This is a genomic window from Paenibacillus sp. VTT E-133291 (genome assembly GCF_002264395.1).
Classification (GTDB): Bacteria; Bacillota; Bacilli; order Paenibacillales; family Paenibacillaceae; genus Paenibacillus_AQ; species Paenibacillus_AQ nitricinens.
Genome location: NZ_NFVA01000021.1, coordinates 23,113 through 48,023, shown reverse-complemented (window position 1 = coordinate 48,023; position 24,911 = coordinate 23,113). Strand labels below are relative to the sequence as shown.

22 protein-coding genes are annotated in these 24,911 nt (G+C 43.8%); 1 reads left to right on the top strand and 21 read right to left on the bottom strand.

Translation table 11 applies throughout. The features are described 5' to 3' along the window. Window positions 1-63: 63 nt before the first annotated feature. From CA598_RS11400 to CA598_RS11390, 3 genes are all read right to left on the bottom strand, one after another. Window positions 64-294, bottom strand: a complete 231-nt coding sequence (locus tag CA598_RS11400) for a cold-shock protein (protein WP_042131698.1) — start codon at window positions 292-294, stop codon at window positions 64-66. A 92-nt stretch (window positions 295-386) separates the two neighbouring features. After that, a complete protein-coding gene (locus tag CA598_RS11395) occupies window positions 387-587 on the bottom strand; it encodes a cold-shock protein (protein WP_019914582.1) in 201 nt (66 codons plus the stop codon). Window positions 588-1,006: 419 nt separating this feature from the next. After that, on the bottom strand, window positions 1,007-2,251 hold the full coding sequence (locus CA598_RS11390) for a S1C family serine protease (RefSeq protein WP_094876558.1): 1,245 nt from the start codon (window positions 2,249-2,251) through the stop codon (window positions 1,007-1,009). A 374-nt stretch (window positions 2,252-2,625) separates the two neighbouring features. Here CA598_RS11390 and CA598_RS11385 point away from each other — a divergent pair, with 374 nt between their 5' ends. Then, window positions 2,626-2,835 carry a hypothetical protein gene (locus CA598_RS11385; RefSeq protein WP_094869746.1) on the top strand — a complete coding sequence of 70 codons (210 nt, stop codon included), beginning with the start codon at window positions 2,626-2,628 and terminating at the stop codon, window positions 2,833-2,835. On the opposite strand, the gene CA598_RS11380 is transcribed toward CA598_RS11385, so the two are convergent. The 18 genes from CA598_RS11380 to CA598_RS11295 form a co-directional block, all read right to left on the bottom strand. After that, entirely contained in the window at window positions 2,801-3,610 is an 810-nt protein-coding gene (locus tag CA598_RS11380; RefSeq protein WP_094869745.1) for an MBL fold metallo-hydrolase, read from the bottom strand. The genes CA598_RS11385 and CA598_RS11380 overlap by 35 nt on opposite strands. 14 nt (window positions 3,611-3,624) lie before the next feature. Further along, complete coding sequence (gene yycI, locus CA598_RS11375; RefSeq protein ID WP_094869744.1) at window positions 3,625-4,365, bottom strand: two-component system regulatory protein YycI; 741 nt, start codon at window positions 4,363-4,365, stop codon at window positions 3,625-3,627. A gap of 38 nt (window positions 4,366-4,403) precedes the next feature. Beyond that, the gene (locus CA598_RS11370) at window positions 4,404-5,696 is read right to left on the bottom strand and encodes a YycH family regulatory protein (protein WP_094876557.1); all 1,293 of its coding nucleotides are present in this window, start codon (window positions 5,694-5,696) and stop codon (window positions 4,404-4,406) included. Continuing rightward, entirely contained in the window at window positions 5,693-7,522 is a 1,830-nt protein-coding gene (gene walK, locus CA598_RS11365) for a cell wall metabolism sensor histidine kinase WalK (protein WP_094869742.1), read from the bottom strand. The genes CA598_RS11370 and walK overlap by 4 nt, the downstream gene beginning before the upstream one ends. Beyond that, window positions 7,522-8,253, bottom strand: coding sequence for a response regulator YycF (gene yycF, locus CA598_RS11360; RefSeq protein WP_094869741.1), 732 nt, complete (start codon window positions 8,251-8,253; stop codon window positions 7,522-7,524). The genes walK and yycF overlap by 1 nt, the downstream gene beginning before the upstream one ends. A 190-nt stretch (window positions 8,254-8,443) precedes the next feature. After that, complete coding sequence (locus CA598_RS11355; protein WP_094876556.1) at window positions 8,444-9,988, bottom strand: M23 family metallopeptidase; 1,545 nt, start codon at window positions 9,986-9,988, stop codon at window positions 8,444-8,446. Window positions 9,989-10,286: 298 nt separating this feature from the next. Beyond that, the gene (locus CA598_RS11350; RefSeq protein ID WP_094876555.1) at window positions 10,287-10,937 is read right to left on the bottom strand and encodes a hypothetical protein; all 651 of its coding nucleotides are present in this window, start codon (window positions 10,935-10,937) and stop codon (window positions 10,287-10,289) included. A gap of 162 nt (window positions 10,938-11,099) precedes the next feature. After that, window positions 11,100-12,386, bottom strand: coding sequence for an adenylosuccinate synthase (locus tag CA598_RS11345; protein WP_060626292.1), 1,287 nt, complete (start codon window positions 12,384-12,386; stop codon window positions 11,100-11,102). A 209-nt stretch (window positions 12,387-12,595) separates the two neighbouring features. Then, a complete protein-coding gene (dnaB, locus tag CA598_RS11340) occupies window positions 12,596-13,963 on the bottom strand; it encodes a replicative DNA helicase (protein WP_042131710.1) in 1,368 nt (455 codons plus the stop codon). 1 nt (window position 13,964) lies between these two features. After that, window positions 13,965-14,411: a 50S ribosomal protein L9 gene (gene rplI, locus CA598_RS11335; protein WP_094869738.1), complete on the bottom strand. Its 447-nt coding sequence runs from the start codon at window positions 14,409-14,411 to the stop codon at window positions 13,965-13,967. After that, window positions 14,408-16,414, bottom strand: a complete 2,007-nt coding sequence (locus tag CA598_RS11330) for a DHH family phosphoesterase (protein ID WP_094869737.1) — start codon at window positions 16,412-16,414, stop codon at window positions 14,408-14,410. Before CA598_RS11330 ends, rplI begins: the two co-directional genes overlap by 4 nt. Before the next feature lie 11 nt (window positions 16,415-16,425). Continuing rightward, window positions 16,426-17,343, bottom strand: a complete 918-nt coding sequence (locus CA598_RS11325) for a DUF2232 domain-containing protein (protein ID WP_094869736.1) — start codon at window positions 17,341-17,343, stop codon at window positions 16,426-16,428. 6 nt (window positions 17,344-17,349) lie between these two features. After that, window positions 17,350-17,652 (bottom strand): MazG-like family protein, encoded by a 303-nt coding sequence (locus tag CA598_RS11320; RefSeq protein WP_170880353.1) that lies wholly within the window; start codon window positions 17,650-17,652, stop codon window positions 17,350-17,352. Window positions 17,653-17,865: 213 nt separating this feature from the next. Further along, entirely contained in the window at window positions 17,866-18,291 is a 426-nt protein-coding gene (locus tag CA598_RS11315; protein ID WP_042193039.1) for a CBS domain-containing protein, read from the bottom strand. A gap of 193 nt (window positions 18,292-18,484) precedes the next feature. Further along, entirely contained in the window at window positions 18,485-19,525 is a 1,041-nt protein-coding gene (locus tag CA598_RS11310) for an LCP family protein (RefSeq protein WP_179281570.1), read from the bottom strand. Window positions 19,526-19,840: 315 nt separating this feature from the next. Further along, window positions 19,841-20,785: a D-alanyl-D-alanine carboxypeptidase family protein gene (locus CA598_RS11305; RefSeq protein WP_094876554.1), complete on the bottom strand. Its 945-nt coding sequence runs from the start codon at window positions 20,783-20,785 to the stop codon at window positions 19,841-19,843. Between the two features lie 74 nt (window positions 20,786-20,859). Continuing rightward, on the bottom strand, window positions 20,860-22,590 hold the full coding sequence (gene opp4A, locus CA598_RS11300) for an oligopeptide ABC transporter substrate-binding protein (protein ID WP_094876553.1): 1,731 nt from the start codon (window positions 22,588-22,590) through the stop codon (window positions 20,860-20,862). A 201-nt stretch (window positions 22,591-22,791) separates the two neighbouring features. After that, complete coding sequence (locus tag CA598_RS11295; RefSeq protein WP_094876552.1) at window positions 22,792-24,747, bottom strand: endonuclease MutS2; 1,956 nt, start codon at window positions 24,745-24,747, stop codon at window positions 22,792-22,794. Window positions 24,748-24,911: the final 164 nt, after the last annotated feature.

The following is a 24,911-nucleotide window of genomic DNA, read 5'->3' as shown; positions in this document are numbered from 1 at the left end:
ACGGTTTGACCGTCTTGAAGTTGTTCACTGCTCTATAACAAGCTTGACTCATAAAGGCATTGGTTAGGTAATGGAAATACCCTTCTTCAGCGATTTGAGATCGCCATTCGAATTAAGCAATTGTGGTAGCATCTTCGTGCTGCGAACCATTGGAGAGTCACATAGACGGCAAGAAGGCGCATGTTCAAATGCGAAATTATCCCTCATCCATCCGTTGCATCCATCATTGGTACACGCCCAAATCGCGGTATTTTCTTCCGGTATTTCTTCCAAAGGTTTCTTCCGGTAGTTCATTGCCGTTCCTCCCATCCTGTAAGTCAATAGTGACTAACTAGATATAAAAAGACCGTCCCAACTTTCACAAGCTGGGACGGTTTCTTCTATTATTACAGTTTTACAACGTTTTCGGCTTGTGGTCCACGGTTGCCTTGAACAACGTTGAATTCAACGCGTTGGCCTTCGTCCAAAGTTTTGAAGCCGTCGCCAGTGATTGCGCTGAAGTGAACGAATACGTCGCTTCCGCCTTCAACTTCGATAAAACCGAATCCTTTTTCTGCGTTGAACCATTTAACTGTACCTGTTTGCATGTGTGTTACCTCCACAAATTTAAATTAATATGTTCTTTTTATCTTCAAACAAAGAAAAAATTCACACATTGAAAAAGGTTGTATTTCCGAATATAACAGCCCTTTTCAATGCGAAAATTAGGGACTAAATGTATGATTGATATCATATTACCACACCTGATTAGCAAAGGCAAGCTGGCATCCGTATATATCCGTTTCTACCCTAATAAGTATTACCTTCCAATGTAAGGGTTGCCAGTCAGCCCAAAATTCATTAAATCAGCTTATAATTGCCATATTTATCAAAAATTTAGAAGAAACAGATCCCCGATAGCGATACAGAGTATCGCTATTTCAGGAAGCTCTACCTTCTCAACTGAAGGGGTAGTCCGCTCTACTTGTCATTACTGCTATATCATTATATGCCGACTTCCAGCATATTATTCCTCTGGTTTTTCAAGAAGTTTAACTGTGGCTTGATTGACTTTCCCATTTCGGTAATAGGTAATCTTCAGATCCTCACCAATCTTCGTCTGATTATATAAATACTTGCGAAGGGAAAGCGTAGATGTAATAGGTTGATCATTAAATTTCGTAATCACATCATTGAACTGTATTCCCGCTTCCTGTGCAGGTCCAACAGCATCCAGAACGACAACCCCATCCTTAACATTGTTCGGTAGGTTCAGTTCCTTGCGTTGGTCCTCTGCGAGAGGAACGTAAGGATTGTTTAAATCTACCGAATATACGCCTAAGTAGGAACGAGCAATCCGTCCTTTCTCAGCCAGTTCATTAGCGGTGTCTATCACATGGTTAGCTGGAATAGCAAAACCCAGCCCTTCTACACCTGTATCGGAGATTTTCATCGTGTTAATACCGATCACCTTACCATCCAAATCCACAAGCGCTCCGCCGCTATTGCCTTCATTGATTGCCGCATCGGTCTGAATGACCTCTTGCTCCCAATCATATACGCCATCCTGATTCAAGGATACGGGAACCTTCCGTTCAGTGTAGCTAACAATACCTGAAGTTAATGTGTCACCAAGTCCTAACGGGTTTCCGATGGCAATGACCGTTTCACCTAGACGAAGCTTCGAGGAATCTCCGAGCTCTGCGATTGTATTGATACCCTTGGCGTCAATTGAAAGCACCGCAATGTCACTCACTTTATCCGTTCCAACGAGTGTAGCTTTACGTGTCTCGCCATCTACTGTTACGACTTCAAGATTGCTAGAGTCTTCGATGACATGGTTATTAGTAATGATAAATGCCTTATTATCTACCTTTTTATAAATCACTCCAGAGCCTAATGCTGACTCATCCAGAATGTTCAATTCTTTATTATCTTCTTTATGATTGATAATACTTACTACTGCAGGACGGACTCTAGCAGCGGCTTGAATGATACGGTCAAACGGATCACTGCTTGGGGCAACCTCCCCAGTTGTTACTACCGAATTCGGGGTAGTTTCGTGACTCATTTGTCCAGTAAGCATACTGAATAAAAACACTGCCACCACAGCACTGATTAAGGAGCAGACGGCGGATATTTGCCAAGTAGCTAAGCCCTTGCGCGATCTTCGCACAGAATGCTTGCGGTTAGCAAATGATCCCTTTGATGCTTCATCCCCTCTGGACCGTGATACTTTAGTTGAATAGAAATCGTCATCAAACAATCCCACCGAAAATCTCCCCCTTCTATTGCCAACCGTTCACAGTATTTAAAACCTGAACCTCTAGCAATCACGTTCCAAGCATATACCTCTGCATCCTTTAGACTCCAACAATCACTAAAAAGTTTCACTTTATCCATTAACCACACAATAGTTTCAGTTAATCGAAAGAATTTTAGAATCTTTCAATATATCTTCTCTACTAGGAATATTTTGTAACTTAAAAGACTACACTAATAGAAAGGTTCCTTAAATTTAGAGTTTGCTTATCACGTCTATAATTGTATCACAGGCAACCGTCAATTCGTGATTTTCCTGAGGTAAAAAGCCTGCGAATTTTTTACAACTCCAGTTCTGCTTATCCTATATAAGGAGGTATAATTATGAATTCTTTTTCCACAAGTATGGATCTGGTCGAGTTTATCGGTAAGCTTGGTGATTTAAAGGATGAACATTACCATATGACCCTTGCCTTCAGTGCAATGATCGAATTGATGATCGATAAAGGCCTGATCTCCCGCCAAGAATTACAACGAAAGACTGCCGAGCTTGATCAGCTTATGACAACTGGCTCAACTTATCCCATGGCGTAGGTTGGTCATAATAGGTATCGCAAAGCTTAAACTCACTATCTTTAAAGAAACAGCCCCGATCCTCCATTGCGCAACGCACCGACATTTTGGCCAAATCCATCATATTATGATCCCGGCTTAAATGCGCTAAATAGGTACGTTTAGTCCGTCCTGTGAGAATTTCACTTAGTGCCGCTCCGGCTGCTTCATTAGAAAGGTGACCCATGTCGCCAAGTATACGTCGTTTCGTATTCCACGGATAACGTCCCATCCTCAGCATTTCAATATCATGATTCGCCTCCAGCACCAATACGTCCGCCTCTGAAATCGCATCTCTTACCTTGTCGCTAACATACCCCAGGTCTGTAGCTACACACAGCTTTTCTTTTCCATCATAAAAATTGTAGCCCACCGGCTCCGCCGCATCATGAGAAATTGCAAACGATTCTACACGCATACTGCCAAAATCCCTATGCTGTCCCGATTCCATAATGATTCGGTTATAGTCGGGTATTTTTCCAATGCCTTTTTCAATGGCTCCCCAGGTATTGGTGTTCGCATAAATCGGAAGATCGTATTTACGGGCCATTGCCCCGAGTCCTTTAATATGATCGGAATGCTCGTGTGTGACTAGAATCCCGTCTATCTCATTACCCGTTAGCTCGCGCATGGCCAACAGCTCATCGATCCGCTTGGCACTTAGTCCCGCGTCAATCATAAGTGTTGTCTCCCCGTTCCGTACCACCGTTACATTTCCGGTAGAACCACTGGACAGTACTGTAAATGAAATCCCCATTTTCCTTACTCCTTCTAATCTGTTGTCTTCGGACTGATGATGTCCGCACTTATAGCATCCACATAATAGGCATTGCCGTTCTCCAGCATGAACCGCCACATCGGTGACGCTACCTGACTTTCGGAGTTGAACAACTCACCATAATAACCAAGCTCAATCTCCTTCACTACGGAGTCTGCCGGAAAATATTTTTCAATCAAACTGCTAAGCGCTTGCGATGCCGGCAGTACCTTCTGTTCCTTATCGCTACTGCTTGCCCCTATCTCAATCTTAGGTGAGCGGAAAGCTACAATCTTCTGATCACTATTAATCAACTCTAACCTAACTCGGAATAGCGACCACTGATTCTGAACTAGCGGGTGAAGCACGAACTTCCCAACTTCACTTTCTTGAGAATCAAAACGATAATTTGCGATATCCGGTATTTGACTCTCAAGCGCCTTGCTAAGCTCGGTGAAGGAAGAATAGATCAGCTTGCTATCTATAGGAACATCTAATTTAATGGGTGGTTCATTCTGCTCTTCAGCAGAATATCGATAAGTGATATTAGGAAGCTGCGGGGTAGAAGCCGGAATGGGACACAACACACGAATCCCTTTCTGCTCCATGACCGCCTGGGTTTCTTCGGACAGGGAAGTGAAATCGAGATTGGCACTAACCTGATCGCGCAAATCAATCCACAGCTGATAACATAGCAGCAGATTTAGACCTAAAAAGGCGCAAATTAGTACATTTTTGGCTCTTCCCCAATCCATACCCTTACCTCCTAAATGTTATATGAACAACTTGTACATTAATTTAATGTAAGAACGCTGCCGTCAATAAGTGTAACCTTCCAGACTGGAAGTAGTTGCAGCTTTTCTTCTTTCACTACAGGTACATACGCAGGCGTTAAATCCTTCACTGCCGAAGTTTTACTAACCGCAGACAATTGATTCTCTAGCTCCACGCCTCCAGACAGCTCTACGATTTTCTTCACTGCTTTACTCTCATCAATATAGATTAACGAGCGTTCGTAAGAGGATACGGTGCCTTGCTGCAATTCCAGATTAATTACACCATACTGCAGCTGCGAATTACTCATGATCGGATAGGAACCATATGGATAGGAGCCATAATATTGTTGAAAAGAGACCTTTCTCTCCTGTCTCCCCTCCTCTGTGGCTTCAAGACGATAGGTTCCATTCCATCCACCATGTTGGTTCACAAATTCTACAGCTTCAAGCGCATCCTTGGCAGGTGTACTGTCTCCGGCTGGAAGCGCGGCAGGATCGCTATAGCTCATCCAATTCCGTTCCTTATCGACCTGAAGACTCCGTTTGCTATCCGTATAAATCTCCGAGCCATTTTTCTCGCGAATATATCTAGTGCTTCCAACATCGAAGAAAAGATTGTTCTGCATCTGTTCTATGGTATACATGCCTGAGGGCATCTCAACCTGAACCAGAGAAATCTTGCTGTCTGGCACATAATAATCACCATCTACGGACTTGTAAGGCGTCCAATTCTTGCCGAAATCCACATGCTGCTGCACGTCTTGCACAGTTAAATCCGCTTTTGCTGCTTCATATATAATGTCGCCTCTCGTGCTGAAGAAAATGGCATGCGCTTTGGAATCATTCTTAATGTTATAGATCCAAATGCGATCGATGCTTTCTCCTTCAAATAGGGAATCAGGTGACAGCTGCATAACCCGCTGAAGTAACGTTACCGGAATGCCGGATCCGAACGAAAGCTCAATCCCCGGATTCTCATTGCGAATCTTATCCCAGTCATAATCCTGTACCGAGTGCCGCTGGAAGCTTTCAAATCCACGCCCTTTTAGCCGATTCATAATCAAGCTATAGAACGTTGAGTCTGGATAAAAAAGCGTATGCTTGTTTTCGCCCATATGGATGATCATTTTATCAGGGTACAGCAGGTTCTCGACCTTTTCCTCCGGTCCCATATTGTCTGTCTTCACATATAGATTCTCGGAGAGTACCGCAGAGTCTGCACCAGGCAAGCGGTAAATCAAATAGTAACTCTCAACAAGGCTTCCCAGCACGAGCAAGGCTAGAATCCATGACTTCAATCTCTCCTTCATGTCTCACTCCCCCTTTGCGCATTCAGAGGTAGCGTAAAGGTTACCTTAGAGCCTTCATTAAGCTCGGATTGCAGGGAAATAGAGCCTCCATGGGCTTTCACAATTTCCCGGGCAATGGAAAGGCCAAGTCCGGTGCCTCCCATATTCCGTGAGCGCGCCTTATCCACCCGATAAAACCGTTCAAAGATCCGCTCGATGTCTTTTTTCGGAATACCAATCCCGGAATCACGTACAGAAATGGAGAGCATTCCATCCTCACTTTTCATGGCTTCCAATTCAATCGTACCGCCTTCTGGCGTATATTTTAATGCATTGGAGACCAAATTCCCCAAGACCTGATCAATTTGATCACGATCGAGCCATGCTGTGCTGACATCCCTACGGACCCTTGTACTAATGTCGATCCGCTTCTGCCGAATCTGAAAAGAAAAGCGGTCTGCTACATCCTCCAGCATCTCTGTAATATCCGTCTGCTGAATTCTGAGAAGTGCCTCCTTGGAATCCAGACGCGAAAGATGCAGTAGATCTGTAACCAGACGAATCATACGCTCGGTTTCGTTACGAATAACCCCAACAAAACGAACCGCTAACTGCGGATCCTCAAGCGCTCCATCATCAAGTGCCTCCACATAGCTCTTAATCGTTGTAAGTGGCGTTCTTAGCTCATGCGAAACGTTCGCAACGAACTCTCGGCGTGATTCCTCCAGGTTCTCTTGCTCAGTTACATCCTGCAGTACAGCAATCGTACCGGCAATGCCGCCTTCACGGCGATGAATCGGAGTAAACGTAACTCTCACGATATTAGAATCTTCTCCACCCATATGTGTAAGATGCAGCATTGCAGACTGGGCATTGCCTTTAGCCAAGGAACCGCTCTGCTCATAATCAAGACCTAGCAATTTATCCAGGGGGGCACCTTCCGGCAACGGACCTTCTGTTCCCAGCATAAGTGCTGCTCGAAGGTTCATAAGAATGACTACACCATTCTCATCCGTGGCTACCACACCGTCGCTCATATTCGTCAGAATAGAGGTAAGCTTCTCTTTCTCTTCCTCATTCTGAGAGAGCGCCTCACGCAATCTGCCGGTCATATAATTGAATGCCTGACTGAGTTGTCCAATTTCATCGTTGCCGAGTACGGGCATTTTTCGATTGAACCGACCCTCAGCAACAGCTGTTGCATGCCTAGTCATTTCTTTAATCGGCTGCGTAATGGTGTGTGCAAGAATAACACATAGGACAACCGTCAGTCCCAAGGCTAACAGCAAACCAGAGATGAATACACTGTTGATCCTGCCCATAGTCGCATATAAATCCTTCATGTCAGCAGCAATATAGATTGCACCTACTACCTTGTCACCGGAAAGTACCGGCTTGGCCACAACCTTTTTTCGAACATTATCATCGGCAATAATATATTCTTCATTATCGCTGATCCCCTGCAAGGCGCGATTGACTACGGTCTGAGTATTGCGCTGTCCGACATAGTCATTTTGCGAGGGCACGGATGTGGTAATGATTTTGCCGCTGGCATCAAGCACTTGAATTTCAGCCCCGTTAATGTAAAGATTATTAACCATACCGCGCAGACTTTCTACTGCCGTTTCCTCGTCCGCGGTGCCAGCTTCACTGCCAAATTTATCAGCAGTCAGGATGGACAGCATCTCCGCACGTGCTTTAAGATCCTTCGTGAAGTTATCCGTTAACGAGTTCTTCATCGAACTGACAAAATAGACTCCAATTAACTGCATAGCTATCAGAATCAGCAGCACATAAATAATAATAAGCTTGGCCTGAATTGTCCGGAAAAAGGACCACCATTTCATCACAATCCTCCGCTTTTAGGGCTATGCATCAAATAGCCAAGTCCGCGCCGAGTATAAATATATTCCGGCTTGCTGGGATTCTCCTCAATTTTCTCTCTTAAACGACGGATCGTCACGTCTACGGTCCGCACATCGCCGAAATACTCGAATCCCCACACGGCCTGCAGTAAATGCTCCCGGGTCATTACCTTACCCGCATGTTTAATCATATAGTAGAGCAACTCATATTCACGATGGGTCAAATCAAGCGGCTCCCCACCCTTATATACCAGATACATATCTGTATCAATAAATAGATCAAAATGGTAAATACCCTGTCTAGTCTCTGCAGGTTCATTCGCCGTTCCCGGCGGTGACGGTTTGTGCTGTCTCCGCATTTGGGCTTTCACTCTGGCGAGTAGCTCACGTGTACTAAAAGGTTTGGTCACATAGTCATCCGCACCAAGCTCTAGACCAAGCACCTTATCAATCTCTCCGTCTTTGGCAGTAAGCATAATGATAGGAATATCCAAATGTGCAGAACGAACCTCACGACAAACATCCATCCCGTCCTTACCAGGCAGCATAAGATCAAGCAGCATTAGATCAGGCTTTTTGGACAATGCCAATTCTACTGCACTGTTACCATCAAAAGCACAAATAACCTCGTAGCCTTCTTTTTCTAGATTAAACTTCAATATATCAGCAATAGGCTGTTCATCGTCTACTACCAGAATCGTTCCCATCTGCATGTCTCAGCTTCACCTTCCTATCCCTACTTAAAGATCATTCCTTTATTTTAACATACCTGTCTTAACGTCACATCCTACGAAATAAGGAATCGGCTTCCCCAGCAAAATGAAACAGCTATATCGTCATTCCTATATTTAAAAAAAATAAAACCGCTCGAGTTTAATCGAGCAGTTGAGGTTAATGTATGAATTATCGCAAATACTTCATTGGATTTACTGCAGTGCCATTCTTCCGAATCTCAAAATGCAGATGTGTTCCTGTCGAGCGTCCAGTATTGCCCATTACACCAATTTTGGCGCCTTGCTCCAAACGCTGTCCCGTAGAAACGGAGATGCTGTTTAAGTGGCCATAATAGGTTTCGTATCCGTTACGGTGATCCACAATAACCACATTTCCATATCCACTCTTCACACCAGCAAAGATTACAGTTCCGGCATCAGAGGCTTTAATGTTCCGGTTGCCAGATACCATATCTAGACCCTTATGAGCACGGCTCCAGCGCTCACCGAAACTACTAGTAAGGGTTGCTCCGCTTACTGGCCAACTGAACATGCCTGTTCCTTCACCAACTACCTTTGTACCCCGATAAACCACTTCAGGAAGAGAAGATTTAATAACGGTCTGACCCAACCACTCTTCTTGTACGACCATTCCGTTTTTCTTTGTTAACCGGTACTGCATTTCTTTAAGGCCCGTTTGTCCTGGACGAACGACCTTACTTTTGCCTGCTGGTAACTGGTCGCTCTTCCGTACGATCACTTCAGGCTCAGTAACCACCTGCTCTGACACTTGCTCTACAGTAACAACTGTAACATCTGGCTGTGGTACCTTCAGCTTCAGTGTATCTCCAATCTTCAACGTTAGCTCTTTCACATCCGGGTTGTTACTGTAGACCTCTTTTTGTGTAATTTCAAACCGTTTAGCAATCCCCGAAATCGTATCGCCCTCTTGAACGGTATAAAGAAGTGGCGCTTCTTTACCCTCGGTAAGTGTCTTGACTGCTTCCTCCACATCCAACACTTTGTTAGGATCTGTCTTCACAGGAACAATAGAGACCTCTTCACTAATCTTAACGGACTCCACTTGTTTAGCAGCTTTCGCTTTCGCAGCGCTTGAGCTTGAGGCAGCCGTTCTTGTGAGCTTACTCGCTGTTGCTACTTCAGTTTGTGGAACATAATGATTCTTGACCCCTTCGAGTACCGCATTTGCGGTCTCTTGATCCTTAACAATGCCAACGGCTTTGCCATCTACCATTAATTCCACACCTACAGCGTAGGCCTTCAGCATACCATCTAACTTATTAAGCGTTGCTTCACTATCAACTTCCGGCTTGTACGCTTTCTCCTGTTTAATTGTAATGCCTTCTGTCTGAAGCACCATCGTTGAAGCCGGATACTTATCCTGATATTCCTGTTGCTTCTTATCATACAGCTGGTTAAGCTGTGCCTGATCGTTAAGCTTCCCGATCTCCTTCCCCTTCACCAATACTTGGTAGTAGGTTTCGGTATTGGCTGCTACATACTTTTTCTCTGCACCGATTAACACAGTGGTTAGAAGTACCATGCCAACAGCTCCCAAGATCCAAGAGCGCCGGAATCTACGAGTCCCTTTTTCTTGATGAAAGTGTGTGGAGTCGTGATCGAAATTGTGGCTCTGCTGAACATCTGCTCCGGATTCTGCTGTATCAATATCCCGCAGTTTCCCCATCCGGCGCATGAACTTAAATCCCTTCATGAAACTCTCCCTTTCAGTCCGCTCTGTCATCTGATATGAACGGCCAAGCTAGTTGTACGATCTCGATTATATAGATTACGACCATGAATGTTTCTGCTTATCCTAGTTCTAAATTCCTGCTTCTAATGGACCCTCAAAAAGGTTACAAAAAATTAACCCTTTGACATCCTTGTCTAATGTACCATAGCTGAGCAAAAAATTTCAACTTTGTACACATAAAAAAACCCACGAAATACGCGGGTTTTTTGCGCAAATATGAAAATTTAGCCTTTTTCTTGTGTCTATAAATTGACAATTACTATGGTTGCTGTAGAGTTCCTGTAGTTGGTGTAAGCATTTTCATTATACTCTCGTATTCATCAGGATCAACATATTTGGCAATGACTTGTTGCAGCTCCTTAACCTCATCCTCTGTTAATCCATCCTCCATAGCTGTGGAAATTTTCTGCATCTCATCCTGCGGTAGCTTGGACATCAAGATATTGAATATATTTACCTTCTCCGCCGAAGGAAGATTATCTTTTAAGTCACCTATTGCCTCAGGTGTCATTACCAATTTTTGATCCTCAGAACTCCCGCTCTGGCTTTCGTTAGTAGAAGACTCATTTGAGGCTTGGCCCATAACCGGTAAAGCATCCTCGGGTGCTTTTTCCTCCACCGGCTCCCCTTTTTCAGGTGTATCCTTACTGTTATCTTTATCCTTGTTTACCGTGCTGCCTGTTGTCGTCGCTTCTTTATTTACTTTATTGGTATCCGATTGGCTATCCATGCCAATAATACTCTTGACCATCCCGCCTAAACCTGGGCCTGGACTATCCACTTTAATATCGAAGCTTGCCAGCACCGACTGAATATAAGCATTTACAACCACGCCTGTAGTTAGAATTGAAAGTGTACTTGCGAGTACTACAATTAGACATACTCCCAGTGCACGCTTCACGATCTTCATTTCTTCTCTCCTCTCACCTATGTCCAAGTCTATCTGGTATATTTTTTCCATGTTTTTCTATAGTTCCAGTATTGACTAGAACCGGCTTCGGGAAACATACGCATAAAAGTAAACATAAAAAAGAGACCTCTCGCGAGGTCCCTTATAAATGAGTAAATTTATTTAAATATAAATTGGCGTTACTTGATTCGTCTGCTCACGGTTACGGCCTACTGAGAAGATGGCGATCGGAATCCCTGTAAGCTCAGATACACGTTCAACATATCTGCGTGTATTTGCTGGCAGATCGTCCAATGTTTTTGCGGAAGTAATATCTTCGCTCCAACCTGGAAGCTCCTCATATACCGCTTCACACTCTGCCAGCATCTTAAGGCTAGCTGGGTAATGCGTGATTACTTCACCACGGTATTTGTAGCCTGTGCAGATCTTCACAGTCTCAAGTCCGCTCAGCACATCCAGCGAGTTAAGAGACAAGCCTGTGATTCCACTTACACGACGAGCGTGACTTACAACAACACTGTCGAACCAACCTACACGACGAGCACGTCCTGTAACTGTGCCATATTCATGACCTGTTTCACGGATATAATCACCCGTTGCATCATTCAGTTCTGTAGGGAACGGGCCATCTCCAACACGAGTAGTGTAGGCTTTAGCAACCCCGATAACCTGTTTAATCTTAGAAGGTCCAACACCAGAACCTATGCATACGCCACCTGCAGAAGGGTTAGAAGAAGTAACAAACGGATACGTACCTTGATCGATATCAAGCATTACCCCTTGTGCACCTTCAAACAATACTTTGCGGTCTGCATCAATAGCTTCATTAAGAATGACCGACGTATCTGTCACATAATTACGTAGCACTTCCGCATATTCCAGGTACTGAGTCAGAATCTCTTCAACGTCAAGAGCTTCCGCGCCATATACTTGAGTAATCACTTGGTTCTTCTCTTCCATCAAGTGACGAAGTCTCAATTCGAATTCCTCAGCGTCCATCAGGTCAGCAATACGGATACCGTTACGTGCAGCCTTATCCATGTAACATGGACCGATACCTTTGCGTGTTGTACCAATCTTGTTCGGACCCTTGCGGTCTTCTTCCAGAGCATCCAGTACCATGTGATAAGGCATAATAACATGAGCACGATCGCTGATCACTAAGTTCTTAGTGTCAAAACCGTTCTCGTGAATATAATTAATTTCTTGGATCAAGGCAGCTGGATTAATAACCATCCCGTTACCAATCACACAAGTCTTTTCTTTATAAAATACACCAGAAGGGATTAAGCTGAGCTTAAACTTCTCACCGTCAATCAGAATCGTGTGACCGGCATTATTGCCCCCTTGATAACGGGCAACCACATCTGCACTTTCCGCTAGAAAGTCAGTGATTTTCCCTTTACCTTCGTCTCCCCATTGTGTTCCCACGACGACTACCGTTGACATGTTCATTCCTCCGTAGGTGCTAGCCAGCACCATTATTTTTCATAATATGGGCCCTGTACGTCATTCTTATGTACGTAGCCCTCCGGACTCCAAGCGGATTTACCCACTAAAGGACAATACTCAGTGTAACAGCCGTTTTTTTCAAAGTCAAATAAAACGAACGATTACACAAAGAAATGTGCAATCGTTCGGATATCATACATGACAGGTTACCCAGCAAATGGTTCTGCATGTGCTCGCTCGTAGTTAACGAACTTGTTGAAATTTTTGAGGAAGACAAGCTCTACCGTCCCAACGGGACCATTACGCTGTTTAGCTATAATAATTTCAATAATATTTTTCTTCTCAGTGTCCTGATTGTAATAGTCGTCACGATACAGGAACGCAACAATGTCGGCATCCTGCTCGATAGAACCGGATTCACGCAAGTCACTCATCATCGGTCGTTTATCCTGACGTTGTTCCACACCCCGGCTAAGCTGGGACAGGGCGATAACCGGCACGTCCAATTCACGGGCGATCTGCTTCAGTGTACGGGATATATCCGATACTTCCTGCTGACGGTTTTCCCCGCCTTTACCGCGGCCCTGAATGAGCTGCAAGTAGTCAATGACAATCATCCCCAGGCCCTTTTCCTTCTTGAGCCTCCGGCATTTCGCACGAATATCCGTTACAGTAATCCCTGCTGTATCATCGATATAAATCTCCGCCTCCGATAGGGACTGAATGCCCATAGTCAGCTTCGACCAATCATCATCACTCTTGAAGTCACCGGTACGCATAGTATTCGCATCGAGATTAGCTTCCGCACAAATCATCCGTTGAACTAGCTGCGGCGCAGACATTTCCAGACTAAATATGGCAACCGTCTCTTTGGCACGTACGGCCACATTCTGAGCAATATTTAGCGCGAATGCTGTCTTACCTACAGAAGGACGGGCTGCAACAATGATCAAATCATTGCGCTGAAATCCATTAGTCATATGGTCTAAATCCACAAATCCTGTTGGTATACCTGACATGCCGCCCTTATCTTTATTCTGATGAAGGAGTTCAACCTTATCAAATACTTCCATCAATACATCGCGGATTGCGATAAATCCACTGCCACTGCGCCGGTTAGAGATTTCAAGAATTCGCCGTTCTGCATCACTCAGCATATCGGCTACATCTTCGCCACCGGTGTAACCCTCGCTTACGATCTGCGTCGCTGTACGAATCAAACGTCGTAGCATAGCCTTTTCTTCAATAATCTGCGCGTAGTATTCTACGTTAGCCGCAGTAGGCACAGCATGCGCCAGCTTAGCTAGGTAGCTAACACCACCAATATCTTCGAGTTCTCCCTTGTCCTGCAGTCTAGAAGTAAGCGTAACAAGATCAATCGGCTGGCTCTCTTCTCCGAGCTGCACCATCGCCTCAAAAATCATTTGATGCGCTTTATCGTAGAAGTCTTCGGTATTCACCCGTTCCATTGCAGTAATGAGCGCTTCATCCTGCAACAGAACAGCACCAATTACCGCTTGCTCCGCCTCAAGATTCTGCGGGGGAACCCGATCGAAAAAGAGATCTCCACCCATGTTACTCCTCCGTTACCTGAACCTTAAGGGTAGCCTTTACTTCAGTGTGTAGTTTTATACTTACTTGAAATACTCCCAAATGACGAATCGGCTCTCCTAGCTCAATCTTGCGCTTATCAATGGAAATGCTTTGCGTGGCAGCTAGCGTTTCAGCAATTTGTTTGCTCGTGATTGCGCCGAATAGACGGCCGCCTTCACCTGCTTTTGCTTTCATAGTCAAGGTAAGCTCATCTATCTTCTTGCCCAGTTGCTGAGCTTCTTCTTTTTCGTTATCTTTACGGCGTTGTTCAGCAGCTGCTTGATTCTCAAGCGTCTTCACATTACCTTCCGTTGCCGGACGAACTAATCCACGTGGTAATAGGAAGTTCGAAGCATAACCTTCGGATACCTCTTTAACCTGACCTTTTTTACCTTGACCCTTAACATCTTTTATGAAAATGACCTTCATTCGAATAAACCCTCTTTCGATTCGATTTCAGCCAGCACCTGCAGCAGTCTGGCTTCTGCTTCTTTACATGTTCCTTCTAGCTGTACGGCGGCGTTCGATAGATGCCCACCGCCACCCATTTTTTCCATCACGACCTGTACGTTCATACGCCCAAGTGATCGAGCACTAATGCTTATCAGGCCGTCTGGTCGCTCGCTAATGACAAATGAAGCAACTACGTTTGTCATCCCAAGTAATGTATCCGCAGTCTGAGCGATAAGTAGCTGTGGAATCTTCATACCTGGTGCCGTAACGACTAATGCGATTTGATCATAAATCATACGCGCATGTTTGATAATCTCGGCTTTTGAAATATACTCCTGTAAATCCTCCTTCAGCATACGCTGAATAAGAACGGTATCCGCACCATTTCGGCGCAGAAACCCTGCAGCTTCAAATGTACGTGAGCCTGTATGCAGTGCAAAGTGCTTCGTATCTACAGTAATTCCCGCTAAAAGCATTGTAGCATCCAATGGACTAATCTTTACCTTCTCATGGATATATTGAAGCAACTCTGTCACCAGCTCACAGGTTGATGAAGCATAAGGCTCTAAATAGACAAGTACAGCATCATTGATGAACTCTTCACCTCTACGGTGATGATCCACCACCACGATTCTACTCGCATATTGCACAAGCCGCGGTTCCATTGTCATAGACGCCTTATGGGTGTCCACAACAATAAGCAGTGTATGCTCCGTCATCACTTGTAAAGACTGCTCCGTTGTGATGAATGACTTATACAATTCATCATCTTTCCGAATCTGCTCCATCATGTTCGTTATGGAAGGATTAGGCGTCTCCATCACAATGCTAGCCTCTACATTATACATCTGTGCGGCTCTCAGAAGGCCTATCGCAGCACCAACAGCATCGATATCTGGTGTCCGGTGACCGAGGATCAGCACACGGTCGCTCTCCTGCATTAAATCACGCAGCGCATGCGCAATGACTCGTGCCCGCACTCGTGTACGCTTCTCCGCTGCATTACTCTTTCCACCGTAAAAAGACAACCTCTGACCTGCTTTTACCGCAGCCTGATCTCCACCTCGGCCGAGCGCCATATCCAAACTGGATTGTGCTAAGGCACCTAGCTCGCTTGCAGAGTCCGCTCCAAAAGCCATTCCAATACTCAGTGTCATTGGCACTTTAAGGTCGGCCGTCATTTCCCTAATCTCATCAAGAATAACGAAACGACTTTCTTCCAGAGCTTGCAGACTGCGATGATTAAGTAGCATTAGATACCGCTCAGACGACAGACGCCGCAGGTAAACTTCAAACTGTTTACTCCATTCGGTGATCTCACTCGCTACCTTAGCGATCAGAGAAGTGCGCTGTTGATCATCCATTCCTTGAGCAGATTCATCTAGATTATCCATCATCACTATGCCAATCGCCAGCTTCTCATCCTCATAACGTTCCCGTAGCACCACAAGCTCAGTGATGTCATACATGTAAAGAATACGTTCACTTGGAATAATGACGGCTTGATAAAATCGTTCATCCACAGTGAGCTCAAGGCGAGTGTCATGCAGTACGCCTTCTTTGTGGACATCCCGTTTTCCCGAGACATTTGTCGTAAAAAAAGACTGCATATCCGGCAGCAATTCCAGTAGCGGTTCTCCCACTAAAGACTTGCGTGCAAAAATATCACCCGCGTAGCGGTTATTCCATTCTACCGTTCGATCTTCACTAAACAGAATGATACCGAGGGGCAGCATACTCACTGCTTCTCCCTCCACTCGCTTAATACGAAAAGTTAATCCATTAATATATTCCACCAGATTGCGGCGGAACGAAATCTCCGTCTTTAGCATATAGAAGCATAATGTACCTGCCAGAAACAGGCTGACGACCCCAAGAGCCCAGTTATAAATACTAACAATTATAATAAGGGCCAACAGCAGCATGAACGCCCATACGGTATGATAGCCGTGCCAGCGTCTTTGCAGAAATTTAGGCATGAACTCTCACCCTATCGTTTCGATTTCGTCACATACTCCCGCAGCGGGAAAGCAAGATCAATAATACCGATAATGCGTAGCGGCGGCAGCAAAATGACCGGTATTGCTAGCAAAATGGCAACCATCTTGTTCCATTTGCGTTCATGCGCCAGGAAGAAGAAAAATCCAATCGCCTGAATCATAAAGCCAATTCGCAGCAACGGCAGTAGATTGGCAGAAATCATGAGGATGTAATTATTCTCTGATCCTGAGAAGAAGAGCTGAAGAACCACACCAATCAAATAATACCAAATAAACGATCTCGAAAGTCTCCATTCACGAGCAGGCTTCATCTTAGGCACTGCATAATTCATACTGTTCAGAATCGGACGAACAATAGAATGCGTAATGACAGCTATCATGAAAGAGCTTACGATTAGAGTCATTGGGATCATTTGAACCGTCATATGACTTAGCTTGTTTACATCCTCAGTCGTAAAACCAAGGTCCGTAAACAGTGGATTAGCGGTACCCAAATCAGACAGAGGCGAGTTAACCATCTGCAGCACATCGTTCACATAGGTAGACAAATCAAAATTAAATAACGCCGTACCGAGTAATAAGAGTACCAGGAATTCTCCAAGAATCGTAACTGTACCTGCAATCACGGTAGATACTGCTGAAGCATGTCTTTTATACCAACGTCCCATAACCAGAGCAGGTATTAAGAAATACGCCGCGATCAGCACATAAATAGGTGTAATCAGACCAACAATCAGCAACACCGGTAATACATGTAGAACGAATTGTTTGGTGTTCAGCGTAGTGAATAACACTACTGCCGGAACAATCATAAATAGGGTAGTGATGATGAGCAATGGAGTCGTTAAACTTAGCAGCAAAAGTAAGTACGCTACGCTCCAAGCCACAGATGACCAGCGAAATTTCAACAGTATTCACCTCTTACGCATATGTTCTTCTAAAGCAGATATATCTTGATACCATTCTTCCAGTTGATGCCCTTCCTGCTTATGCTTTCTGAGCTTCTCGAGTAGCAAGTCATCTAATTGCCGATAAGGAATCCCTAGTCTGCGGCCCAAAATATAAGAGCTCATAATCAAACTAGCCAGGCTGTCCCCCACACGGGTAGTACTGCCTTCCCATAACGCTTTAAATAACCGAGAAACTTGGTCAATCACTTCTGTTTTTAACCATTCAATTACCTTGGCGCGTTTAGCTACATCCAGATCCTTCGGCACATTGGACACGTCTCTCTACCTCCGGCAAAAAGCTTTATTCTCAATTATAGCATAAAAAATTCCGTGTCACACAAGGGCGCCCCGCGCACCTTAAGTATGCTTCAACAAGGGATGAACTAGTACTTCTTACATTTTTAAAAAAGACCTGCTTTCCGTTATCGCCGGAAATACAGGCCTTGTTCCGAATGCTTCTATTACCGCGAATAAATTGGGCTATAATGACTCTTGTGATTGTTTTGATACAAATTTCTCACAATATTCTATGACTTGACTCCGGCGAACGATGCCAATAAACCGGTTCATATCATCGACTACAGGAACAAAGTTCTGTACCTTAGCCAAATTAATCAGATCTTCCATATCCGCATCAATCGAGACAGGTCTGTTATTCATTCTTAACGGCAAATCTTTAAGCAAGAATTTTGAAGCGTTCTCGAAAGTAACCTTGCCCTCGGATTCCTTCATATACCAGAGCAGATCACCCTCTGTAACCGTACCAGCATATTCTCCATTTCGGTTAAGAATAGGGACAGCAGTATAACGGTGATACTCCATCCTCTCCAACGTTTGGCGTAGCGTTGAATCGATCGTTACGCAAGCGACTTCCTGTTTCGGAAGTAAAAAAAATGCAATATTCATCTCTTGATCCTCCTCAAAGAGTTCCGAAGGAATTACGGTTCTTTAACTTCCTTTTACTTCCATGCAAAATTATTAATACGTGGCAGCTTAATAATAGTTCCAATACATTATAGCATGAAGACAGTAAGCAGCAGCCATAAGAATGTGAATGGCTGCTGCAATTAATTATATGAGTTTGAACTCCACTTTAGAATTATTGCGTAACTGCTGTTGATTTAGGCTCCAGTGCATTACTTGCTTTTCCCGGCTCAATTAGCTGATCTACAGGTGTTGCCGCACTCATCCAGTTGTCGATCATCGCCTTAGCTTCACTCAAATCCTCTTCATCAACGATATCATAATAAACACCATCCATACGTTTACCTTCGCCCATGACTGTGAAGCTTGAGATATCCATGCCTTTTCCGCCCATGAATTTTTTGGCTAGACTGATGATCATCGAAGGCTCTATATCAGTTTTGAAATTATCTCCCATAATATCCAACAACTTCGGAATGTTGCCAATTTGACTGATGGATAACATTTTATTTGCTACGACATCAATAAAAACCTGTTGACGTTTGGTACGGTTAAAGTCACTATCCTCACGATAACGCGTATAGTTCAGTGCTTCTTGTCCGTTATAAAGCGACTTGTTAGCTTCAATTGTAAACTTTTCATGATCCTTACCTTTGTTCACAATGTCTTTCTTAATCGGCAGCGGAACGCCTCCAATAGCATCTACAGCATCCTTGAGTCCTTGGAAATTTATTGTCGCATAATATTGAATATCATGACCAAGCAGTGCTTCTAGGGAATCCTTGGCCATCTGTTGCCCCCCAAAAGCATAGGCATGTGTAATCTTATCCTTTTTATTATCCTTATGACCTATAATTTCTGTATACGTATCACGCGGAATAGAAATAAGCAGGATCTTATAGTCCTCAGGACGAACAACAGCGTACATCATGGTATCTGAACGTGCCGTTTCATTATCACGTTGATCGGTACCTAAGAGCATGATTGAGAACGGATCGCTCTTGTACACAACCGGTTCTGGCTTAACCTTGTTATCATCCTTGAGTGGCTGGTAAGATTCTTCCTTTAGCTTAGTTTCAACCCGATCAGACAAAAAGAGGTCGAAGGCTAATACAGCCAGGGAATTCCGAAACAGAAAGCCTCCCGCTATAATAACAACGAGAACAATGAGGGCGATATATCTTTTCTTTATTTTTTTCATCTTTGATTGCTTCATTTTTGATTCCTTCTTTATTGTAGAATAATTGCTTGCCATATATATAATGCTTCCTGAATCTTTATCAGGCAGTCATGACTTTATTTCTCACGGCGATCAACTGTTCCTTATTCCATTATCTTATTGTCCCCCCTTTCAGGAAATTCAGGTCATTCAAAATTATAGAAAAAAAGTTTTTGGCGGCTCTAAAATAATGTGGACTAAAACAATATTTCTATTGTAATCACTAAATGGATAAAAAGAAACCACAAATAACGACATGAATAGGGAAAAAGCACCAAACCAAGTAATAAATACTGGTATGGCGCTCCGACTTTAGTTCCTAATTGTGAGCGGATTCATCATATGTTTAACCCGATCTCCGGATTGTAAACCACGAAAAAATCCGTAATCAAATAATTTTGCTGCACCTTCAAATCGGCTCTCATATGTCTTTGCCCCCATAACAACTGCAATAAGCCTATGCCCATCCCGCTGAGCCGAGCCTGCAATGCAGTATCCTGCCCGGGTATTGTGTCCAGTCTTTAAACCATCTGTACCCTCATAAGCGTAAATGCCACCCATAGCTGGCAACATGAAATTGCTATTACTTACATATAACCCCTTATCCTTCAAATGCATTTGTGTACGGCTAGAAATATTGAGAATATCCGGATGATGATAGATTAGTGCGGCAGCCAGTTTAGCGGTATCACGAGCTGTCATCATTGTCTCACCGCTGACATGCATATTCGGATCAGTGAAACCAAGATCCTTACCTGATAGTCCCGTTGCATTAGTAAATATTGTGCGAGTAGATAAACCTAGACTACGTGCCTTGTCGTTCATCATGAGCACAAAAGAGGCTTCTGAACCAGCCATATACTCTGCCAATGCAACAGTAGCATCGTTCGCAGAATATATAGTGACTCCTTCAAATAATTCCCTTATAGTATAGAATTCTCCCCGCTTCAATGAGAGACTTGTGCCGCCCATTTTACTTGCATAGGCACTAATTGGGACTCTATCCTCCCATCTAATCATTCCAGAGGAGATTTGATCCAGCACAATCATTTCTGTCATTAATTTAGATACACTGGCCGGTGGCATGGGTACATCACCATTAATATCCACCCATATATCTCCGGTATCCATATCTAGAAGCACTGCTGATTCCGCGTCAATATTCGGTTTAAAACCAAGCCCTGTTGGCCTCCATACCGCAATCAAGACAACGACTAATACAGCTGCGATTGCCCCCACTACTATCCGTCTCTTCATCGTCGTCATCCTCCATACTATATATGACGAATGAAACTACAATTTGATTTCACTTTTCACAAAAAATTATTATTTTATTTTTCGTCATCTTCCTTAATCCACCATTTATAAGGGTCTATAATCGTACTGATAGAATTCACACGAACGCCCTGTAGGCGCTTATTTACTGGAACAATGGCTTTTCGTTCGGCAAAAAAGATCATAGGTACCTCTTCATTAACCAGCTTCTGCCACTCATAATATATTTCTTTACGATAATCCATGTCGTATGCCTTCATACTTACGCCTTCACGAATCAGCTCTTCATTCCGCTCTGAAGACCAACGTGGATAGTTCCATAGATCATTTTCTCTCCATAGACCTGTTGGATCGGGATCACTCGCAAGCCCCCATACTCCGTAAAAGAGTTCAATTGACGGATCGTCGGCTTCCACTGCGTCGTAAAAGTTGTGGAATTCCTTTAATGCTCCACCGTTTAGCTGTACATCTAGTCCAACATCACGCCAATTTCTTAAAATAGCTTTGGCACGTAGCTCTGCTGTTTGACTGCCTAGCATAGAATCAAAATGGATCTTCAGCTTCTGACCCTTTGGGTCTTCCCGTAATCCATCACCGTCTAGATCCAAGAACCCGGCAGCATCCAGCAGTTCTTTAGCCTTAGTAGGATTATAAAGGTAAGTATTAATCTCAGTATCAGGAATCTTCGCCCAGCTAGTGCTAGATATTGGAGTCTCTATAGGCTCAGCTAGACCGTGGGAATATGCTTTAATGATTCCTTCACGATCTAAAGCATAATACATAGCTTGCCGTAATCTTTTATCTTTAAATTTAGGGTTATCCATTACAATTTTTTCGGTTTTCGTATCCCAATGCCCGAACTTAAAACCTATATATTCATAGCCCAGCTCAGCAGTTTGCAGGATGTTTACATTCTCCAGTTTATTTAGATCATCATAAGCATCACGAGGGGCTGACTCTATATCGATTTCTCCTGTTTGAAAGCGTTCAGTCACTTCCTTATCGTCAAATGCCTTATACACTATCCCATCCAATAGGGCTTTGCCCTTATAATATTGATCAAAACGTTTCATTTCTACCCTCTGGCCAGGCTGAATATGTTCAACCTCAAAAGCACCAATGCCTATAGGAGATTTCCGCATCTGGTCACTTTCAGGCATATCTTTAACAGCAATTCCAGTATAATATTTTTTATTCATCGGATAGGGCCACAGACTATCGATTGTGTTTACCCGTGCAGCCGTTACAGTTATTTTCAAAGTATAAGGATCTATGACCTTCAATCCCGATATGCTCTTCGCTTCTCCCTCATGATAGGCTTCTGCACCCTGAATCATTTCAACACTATAATAATGCGAGCCCGTATAATCTGGACTAGCAATCGTTTCAATTGCGAATTTCCAATCCTCTACCGTTAATTCATCACCATTATGCCAACGGATGCCCGGTTTAATTTTAAAGGTAAATACTTTATGATCATCAGATTCCTGCCAAGAGGCGATATTAGGAACCGTCACTAGTTCATCATTTACCTGAAACATCGGCTCAGTAATAAACTCCAGCACATGAAAATCATCTTCCCCTTCATAAAAAGCAGGCTCAAACAAACCCGTAAATGGTGAGGAGAATCCGTAGGTAACTACTCCACCAGCCTGTGGCTTATCGTCTACTAAATTATGGCGCGAAGATAATGGATTACTGCTGGAAGTTGCCCTACTACATGCTGACAATAAAGTTGCCATCACGAGCAGCGTTAACAACAACCTGCATATTTTCTTATTATTCATGTGTTTCTTCCCTTCTCTAGTTGAACATATATCTACATATAAGCTATGGAATATAAATAGTTTTACTGTAACAAAGTTTTTCTGGCGTTACAATAACTTCTAAGCCCTAGGCCTTTACTCCTGCTTGAATTTCACATATTTCGTTATATCTAAAAAAAAGACCTGTCTTTTGGACAGATCTTCATTGCATTTATTCTTCCTTTATTCTTCCTCTCTATGCGTAATCCTTAGACCCTCAACATGTTTACGCTGCATCAATTTGCGCTTTTTACGAGTATCTTTACTCTCAAAAATAATATCAAAGTCATACTCCTCCGGATATAACTCCTCTTTTGAAAGATATGGCTTCAACCGCTTATGGTTAATTCTCAGCTTTTGCTTCTGGATCATCACGCCAACCATTCCTAAATGATCTCTCTTCTCATACACGATCCCTGTCCGGCCGAGTGAAGTTACCACAACTGCATCTCCAATTTCAAATTGGACGACCAGCTTCTCCTTGCTGCTGACGGATGGAGTAACCTCCTCTTCTGTGTTGTCATTTGCCTCTACGGCGTGCTTAACATGCCCCTTCTCTCCCTCTTTGCTAAAAAGACTTCCCCAAGCCTCACCGCCGCCTTTCTGCAACCTTTGTTGCTGCGCCTCTACGATTTCCCATGATCGCTTGATAACGTTATCCTGTATCCCCAGCTTCTTTGCAATTTGCAGCGCGTAACTCTCCCCCGCTTCTCCAATCGTTAATCGATACAACGGCTGTAGTGTTTCTTTGTCGAATTCCATTCTTGCGTTTTGAAAGCCAGTCGTTGCAGCAGCAAAGGCTTTTAACTCATTAAAATGTGTGGTAACAATAATATTTGCCCCTTTACGGCTCAGCTCTTCCAGAATCGCGATAGAGAGCGCAATGCCTTCCCCGGGATCCGTACCAGCCGCCAGCTCGTCAATGAGCAGCAGCACACCTTTAGATGCATCTCTCAGCATCCCCTCAATACTCTTCATTTGCGCCGAAAACGTACTAAGTGATTGTGCCAAACTTTGTCCGTCGCCGATTACACTGATCACATCTGTAAAAACAGTAAATTCGCTGCCCTCCTCGACCGGAATTAACAGCCCTGATTGAGCCATGATCGTCAGTAGCCCCAGTGTCTTGAGGACTACAGTTTTGCCGCCTGTATTCGGACCTGTAATAATGAGGGATTTATAGCCCTTACCCACCTCCAAATTGATCGGAATCATCCCCTTCAGCATGGGGTGTCTGCCTCCGTTCATCTTAAGAAATCCTCTCGCGTTCAGAGTAACAGCAGATGCCCCCAGCGTTCGCGCATATTTAGCTTTGGCAAAAATAAAATCATAGGTGCCCGTAACCTCAATATTAAGCTGCAGTGCGGTCTGTTCCTGTTCTACCAAGCTAGTTAGCATGCTGAGGATTACAGCTTCTTCTCGCGCCTCTTCCCCTAATAGTAAATCAAGCTCTATCTGGAGGGCAGCGATCTCGTCTGGTTCGATAAACACCGTCTGTCCACTTGTGGATTGATCAAGAACAGATCCTTTTATTTGCTTATGATATTCTCGTTTTACGGGGATAACATAACGCCCACCCCGCTGGCTGTAGATATTCTCCTGTAAAATCGATTGATGGCGTGACATAATTCCGTCAATTTTTTTATGAAGACGTTCTTTAGCCACTACAATCCGTTTACGAACTCGCTCTAACCCCTTACTTGCCCCATCGTCAATCGCACCAAAACGGATACAGCGATCAATAGCCTCCCTCACGTCATTTAACTCCATCAGCGAGGATGCATATGCTGCAATCCGTGGAGCACTCTGTTCTTTAGAGGCCATATATTTGCGCAGTTGACTACAGCTCTTAAGAAATGTAGCAACCGCAGTGAAATCTTGCTCACTATACAAATATCCAGTCCCCATTAAGGACATAATCCATTCAATGCCTTCTAATGAAGGAATGGGTACACTCGATCCTCGTTCCAGCAGTTCTTTAGCTTCAGAAGTTTCCTCCATTGCTCTTTGAATCGTCGGCAGAGAGGTCATTGGCATAAGCTCTCCTACAGCTTTTTTCCCTACATAAGATACTGCATGACGACCAAGTTCAGTTTTAATCATTTCGTATTCCAATGTGCTTAAGCTTTGTAAGTTCACAGCAAATCCTCCTTCAAATCTCTATTATTGGCTTAGACCTAATTCTCCTTAACGCAAAGAAGGGCAAAGAATGCCACTATGGCAGTCCTTGCCCTTCTTTTTATGCTGATGCCCCCTATGGTTCTAAGGCTCCCGAAATTGAAAACAGGTGCCGAAAAACAAAA